The sequence below is a fragment of the Halanaerobiales bacterium genome (genome assembly GCA_035270125.1).
In the GTDB taxonomy this organism is placed as follows: domain Bacteria; phylum Bacillota; class Halanaerobiia; order Halanaerobiales; family DATFIM01; genus DATFIM01.
Genome location: DATFIM010000237.1, coordinates 1 through 6,336, shown reverse-complemented (window position 1 = coordinate 6,336; position 6,336 = coordinate 1). Strand labels below are relative to the sequence as shown.

At 29.3% G+C, this 6,336-nt stretch carries 7 protein-coding genes; all 7 read left to right on the top strand.

Annotation, left to right across the window (positions count from 1 at the left end; all coding sequences use genetic code 11):
• The coding region (locus tag VJ881_11575; GenBank protein ID HKL76695.1) for a dihydroorotate dehydrogenase electron transfer subunit at nt 1-259 on the top strand (259 nt) is incomplete at its 5' end.
• Entirely contained in the window at nt 252-1,169 is a 918-nt protein-coding gene (locus VJ881_11570) for a dihydroorotate dehydrogenase (GenBank protein ID HKL76694.1), read from the top strand. The genes VJ881_11575 and VJ881_11570, both read left to right, overlap by 8 nt.
• Before the next feature lie 16 nt (nt 1,170-1,185).
• The gene (pyrE, locus tag VJ881_11565; GenBank protein ID HKL76693.1) at nt 1,186-1,764 is read left to right on the top strand and encodes an orotate phosphoribosyltransferase; all 579 of its coding nucleotides are present in this window, start codon (nt 1,186-1,188) and stop codon (nt 1,762-1,764) included.
• Nucleotides 1,765-1,914: 150 nt separating this feature from the next.
• Entirely contained in the window at nt 1,915-3,105 is a 1,191-nt protein-coding gene (locus VJ881_11560; GenBank protein ID HKL76692.1) for an FprA family A-type flavoprotein, read from the top strand.
• A 161-nt stretch (nt 3,106-3,266) separates the two neighbouring features.
• Nucleotides 3,267-5,321, top strand: coding sequence for an elongation factor G (gene fusA, locus VJ881_11555; protein ID HKL76691.1), 2,055 nt, complete (start codon nt 3,267-3,269; stop codon nt 5,319-5,321).
• A gap of 129 nt (nt 5,322-5,450) precedes the next feature.
• Nucleotides 5,451-6,125, top strand: a complete 675-nt coding sequence (locus VJ881_11550; GenBank protein ID HKL76690.1) for a Crp/Fnr family transcriptional regulator — start codon at nt 5,451-5,453, stop codon at nt 6,123-6,125.
• Nucleotides 6,126-6,136: 11 nt separating this feature from the next.
• Nucleotides 6,137-6,336, top strand: a 200-nt coding sequence (locus tag VJ881_11545; protein HKL76689.1) for a copper homeostasis protein CutE, incomplete at its 3' end; no start/stop codon positions are given.

Sequence of the window (6,336 nt, the reverse complement as noted above, 5' to 3'; positions counted from 1 at the left end):
AGTCGATTATTTAAAAAGTTTAATTAAAGATAAACAGGAAATTGATTATATTTATAGTTGTGGTCCTACTGCTATGTTGAAAGAATTGAAAAAAATAGTAGTAAATAATGATATTCAAGCAGAAGCATCTTTAGAGGAAAGAATGGGCTGTGGAGTAGGAGTTTGTTTATCTTGTACAGTTCGAACTATCAATGGAAACAGGAGGGCCTGTAAGGAAGGGCCAGTTTTTCCTTTGAAAGAAGTGATATTTGATGAATAAAAATAATCTAAAGACAAAGTTAGCTAATTTAAAATTGAAAAATCCGGTAATAACTGCTTCTGGTACTTTTGGTTTTGGTACAGAATTAGATGAATATTTATCAGTAAAAGATTTAGGAGCTATTACTTTAAAAGGAATAACTGTTGATAAATCAGAAGGTAATGCACTTCCAAGAATAGCTGAAACTCCTGCCGGTGTTTTAAATTCAATAGGTCTGGAAAATCCAGGAATTGATAATTTTAAACAGGAAGTTATTCCTGAAATAGCAACTTTGGAAGTTCCTGCTATTGCTAATATATCTGGATATTCAGTTAAGGATTTTGTACAATTAGCAGAAAGTTTAGAAGATGAAGACTGTATTGATGCCATTGAAGTGAATGTTTCCTGTCCAAATATTAAAGATGGTGGAATGGCATTTGGAACTGATCCAGAAATGATTTATAGGGTTACTAGAGAGGTAGCAAAAGTTTATTCAGGAACAATAATAGTAAAATTAAGTCCTAATGTAACAGATATTGTAAAAATGGCTGAAGCTGCTGTAGAAGGTGGGGCAGATATAATATCTTTAATTAATACTTTACTGGGAATGGCTATTGATATTGATAAAAAAGAACCTGTATTGGCTAACACCTTTGGTGGACTTTCTGGGCCAGCAGTAAAACCGGTAGCATTAAGAATGGTTTATCAAATTTATGAAGCCATTGATGTTCCTATTATAGGTATGGGTGGAATTATGAATGGAAAAGATGCTATAGAATTTTTATTAGCTGGAGCTTCGGCTGTTGGAGTTGGGACTGCTACTTTGAGAGATCCAGCAGCATCTGTAACTATAGTATCACAAATAAAAGAATATTTAGAAGAAAATAATATTGAAAATATTAGCGAAATTATTGGAGAGGCTCATAAATAAAAGAGGGGGTAATATTTTGAATCAAAAAGAAATTATTGAATTATTCAAAAAAACTAATGTTATTCAAACAGGTCATTTTGAATTAAGTTCTGGGAGACATACAGATACTTATTTACAGTGTGCTCAGATACTTCAATATCCTGAGTATACTAATAAATTAGCTGCTGAAATAGCTGAAATTTGGGAAGAGGAAGATATTGACTTAGTAGTAGGACCTGCAATTGGTGGTATAGTAATTTCTTATGCAGTTGCCTCAAAGATGGGGTTAAGAAATATATTTAGTGAAAGAAAAAATGGGAAAATGAAATTTAGAAGAAATTTGGAAGTTAAAAAAGGGGAAAAGGTATTAATTGTCGAGGACGTTGTTACCACTGGTGGTTCTGTTAGAGAAGTGGTTGAACTATTAGAAGGCTCTAAGGCTGATATTGTAGGAATTAGTTCTTTAGTAGATAGAAGCAATGGAGAAGTAAAGTTTAATTATCCTTTTAAACCACTACTTAAATTAAAAGTTGATTCATATAAAAAAAATGAATGTAAACTATGTGAACAGGGAATTCCAATTAATAAACCTGGAAGTAAAAATGTTAAAGCGTAAGTTTTACTAAAATAAAATATAAATTTAATTTATTATAATCCTGTAAGATTACAGGATTATTTTTTTTGAAGGATTTTCTTTAATATTCTTGAATAAGTAATTTAGAACAAAATATAAACTATTATTTTATAAATTGAAAGGAGAGTTTTTATGAATCGTAGTGTAAAATTAAATGATGACATCTATTGGGTAGGTGTTAATGATAGAGAAACTGATATTTTTGAAGCTTTATGGCCCTTAGAAAAAGGAATTTCCTATAACTCCTATCTAATAGTTGATGAAAAAACTGCCTTAATTGATACAGTTAAATCTAACTTTCATGATTCTTATATTGCAAAGATTGAAGATATTTTAGGAGATAAAAAACTTGATTATTTGGTAATTAATCATATGGAACCTGACCATTCAGGAGATATAAAAGCTATAAAAGAAAGATATCCTGAATTAAAAATAGTAGGTAACAAGAAAACAGTTGATTTTCTTGAAGGTTTTTATAATATTAGTGAAGGATTAGAAATAGTAGGTAATGGAGATACAATAGATTTAGGTAATAGAAAATTAGAATTTCATTTAACACCTATGGTTCACTGGCCAGAAACTATGATGACTTATGATACTAAAGATAAAGTACTCTTTTCTGGTGATGCTTTTGGTAGTTTTGGAGCACTTAATGGTGGAGTTTTTGATGATGAAATTGATACTGATTATTATGATGATGAAATAATTAGATATTTTTCTAATATAGTTGGTAAATACAGCAGAATGGTTCAAAAAGCTTTAGATAAACTTTCGGATTTATCTATTGAAGTAGTGGCTTCCACTCATGGCCCTGTCTGGAGAGAAAATCCTGAATATATTATTGATTTTTATGATAGATTAAGCAGTCATCAAGCTGAAGATGGAGTAGTTGTAGTTTATGGTTCAATGTATGGAAATACTAAATTAATGGCTGAAAGAATAGCCCGGTCTATCGCAGAAAATGGAATAAAAAATGTAGTTGTTTATGATGCTGCTAGATCAGATAATTCTTATATGATTAGTGATATTTGGAAATATAAAGGGGTAATAATCGGTAGTTGTGCTTATAATACTAAAGTTTTTCCACCGGTAGAAAGTTTATTAAGTGCTCTTGCAAATAGAAAGCTATCTGATCGTTATTTAGGCATATTTGGTTCTTATAGTTGGAGTGGAGGAGGAGTTAAAGGTATTAAGAAGTTTTCTAATAATAATAAATTTGAATTATTAAAACCTGTAATTGAAGCTAAACATTCTCCTGATGACGATAAATATCAAAAATGTGACGAACTTGGTAAAAATATGGCTGAAAAAATATTAGAATGAAATAATAATCAATTTTTTTAATATTAAGAATTAAAAATAATATTCAAAATATTGCAGGATTTATTTTATATATATAGAATATTTAAGATAGAAACGATAGTATTCTCACTAATAATTAAAAAAATTAGTGCTACTAAATCTTAGAAAGGTTGGTGTTAAGCTTGGCAAATTTAAAAAATATTAGGAATGTTTGTTTTATATCTCATGGAGGTGCGGGTAAGACTACTCTAACAGAGAACGTTTTACATAATGCAGGTGAGATAAATGATGTAGGTACTGTTGAAAACGGGAAAACAAAATCTGATTTCATACCTGAGGAAAAAGAGCATTTATATTCAATTAATAATTCATATTTTACATTTAATTGGAATAATCGAGAAGTAAATTTGATTGATACTCCTGGTTATGCTGATTTCAAAGGGGAAGTAGTAAGTGCATTAAACATGGTTGAGGGAGCAGTATTATTACTTGACGGTACTGCTGGAATTGAGGTAAACACCAATTATGTCTGGAAGAAAGCGGTAGAAAATGATCTTGCTCGTTTAGTTTTTATAAATAAAGTTGATGATGAAGGAGCAGATTTTGCAGATGCATATGAAGAATTAAAAGATAAATTTGATGATAAATTTGTTCTTTTAAATATTCCACATTATGAAGATGGAGAATATAAAGGAGTAATAAATTTTCTCACTAAAGAATATATAAACTTAGATGGAGAAAGCAAAGAAATTACTGATGAAATGTATGAAAAAGTTGAAGATTATAGAATTGAATTTATGGAAAAAGTGGTTGAAGAAGATGATGAATTAATGATGAAATATCTTGAAGATGAAGAGATTAGTGATAAAGAAATGATAAAAGTTTTAAAACAAAGTGTAGGAGAGCGTAATATGGTACCAGTTTTATCTGGTTCAGCTCTGAAGAATTCAGGAATAAAACTTTTATTAAATGATATAGTAGATATGGTACCTTCACCTGTTTATAATAGTAAAATAAAAGGAAAAGATAGTGAGGGAAATGAAGTTGAAATAGAAAAATCCCAAGATGGAGATTTAGTTGGATTTGTTGGGAAAACTATGGTTGATCCTTATATAGGGAAATTATCAATATTCAGAATATTATCAGGAACTTTAGATAAAGATACAGAAGTGTATATTCCAAGATCTAATGAAACATTCTCCACTACTAAATTTTATAAATTAAATGGTTCTGAACAAAAAGAAGTTGATGAGTTAACTGCTGGTGAAATAGGAGCAGTAGCTAAAATTGATGAATTAGAAACTTCAGATACAATTTGTTCTGAAGGTCTTGATTTTATTCTTCCTGAAGTTGAATTTCCTGAACCGATGTTAATTCAGGCTGCTATTCCAGATGGAGATGATGAAAAGTTATCTTCTGCTTTAAATCGTTATAAATTAGAAGACCCAACTTTTAAAGTGGAATATAATAAGGAAACAAAAGAAATGTTGATTAGAGGTATGGGTACTATTCACCTTTCTGTTATTAATGATATGTGTAAAAGAAAATTTGAAGTTGGTTTTAAAACTAAGACGCCAAAAGTTGCATATAAAGAAACAATTCAAAAGAAAACAAAGGTAGAAGAAAGATACAAAAAACAATCTGGTGGCCGTGGCCAATATGGTCATGTGTTCTTAAGGATAGAACCTCTTTCAAGAGGTAAAGGTTTTGAATTTGATGAAGAAATTTTTGGAGGAGCTATCCCAAAACAATATATACCTGCTGTTGAAAAAGGAGTAAAGGAAGCTATGGAAGAAGGAGCACTTGCTCATTATCCAGTGGTAGATGTTAAAGTAGTGGTATATGATGGATCATACCATGATGTTGATTCTTCTGAAATGGCTTTTAAAATAGCTTCTTCTAAAGCATTTAGACAGGGGATGCAAAAAGCTAAACCAGTTTTACTTGAACCAATTATGAAAGTTCAGGTAACTGTTCCTCAAGATTTCATGGGAGACATTATGGGAGATTTAAATTCAAGAAGAGGTAGAATTCTTGGTATGGATCCTCAGGATGGACATCAAATAATTAATGCTGAAGTTCCTCAGGCTGAAATGTTTGCCTATACTACTGATCTAAAGTCGATCACAGGTGGTTATGGTAATTTTGAAATGGAATTTTCTCATTTTGCAAAAGTTCCTCATGATGAGGCTGAAGAAATTATTACTCAGAAAAAAAGAGAAGAAGAAAATAATTAAATTTTAAAAAAATATATATGATTAAATAAACAGGCCACAGTTATGTGGTCTGTTTTTCATTGGACTATTACTACTATTTATTGATATAATAAGTATTGAAAAACTTTAAATGATTGAGAGGTGTTATTAATGAGTGACAAGGACTTTGAATATTTAAAAAAATTTATTTTATTTTCTGAATTAAATGATACACAATTAACTGAAATAAACAAATTTATTAAAACTAAAACATATCCAGCAGGATATACACTTTTTCAGGAAGGTGAAAAAGGAAATAGAGTTTATTTTTTAAAAGAGGGAAAAGTAAAAGTTATGAAAACTAAAATGGATGGTAGTATTCAAATATTAGAAATATTACAGCCTGGAGACGTTTTTGGAGAAGTAGTTTTATTTGGAATTAATGATTATCCTGCTACAGCCAGAACTTTAGAAGATATTAAAGTTGATTTTTTATATAAAGATGATTTTAAAGAATATTTTAATAAAAATCCTCAAATTGGCTGGGGAATGTTGAAAGTAATGGCACAAAAATTGGCCAAAGCTCAACATAGAATAGAAAATTTAGGTTTAAGAAATACAAAAGGAAGAATAGCGAGATTGATTATGGATATGATAAAGGATTTTGGAAATAAACAGGATGAATTTGTATTAGATGTAAGTCAAAAAGATTTAGCAAATTTTATTGGAACTTCAAGAGAAACCGTAAGTAGAACTTTAAGTGAATTTCGCAAAAATAATTTAGTTGAATTAACAAATTCAAAATTAATAGTTAAAGATATCAAAGGTTTAAAAAAGTATCTTTAGGAGGATGAAAATTGATATTATTTATTTTATCTCTTTCTGCTATTTTAATAACACTGCCTTTTTATTTTCCTGATTTGTTTTTTTTAAGTTATTTTTCATTTATTCCTATTTTTGTAATAATAAAAAAGTCTAATATAAAAAACACCTTTTTATATGGATGGTTATTTGGATTTATTTATATTTCTATTAGTAGTTACTGGTTATTTTATCC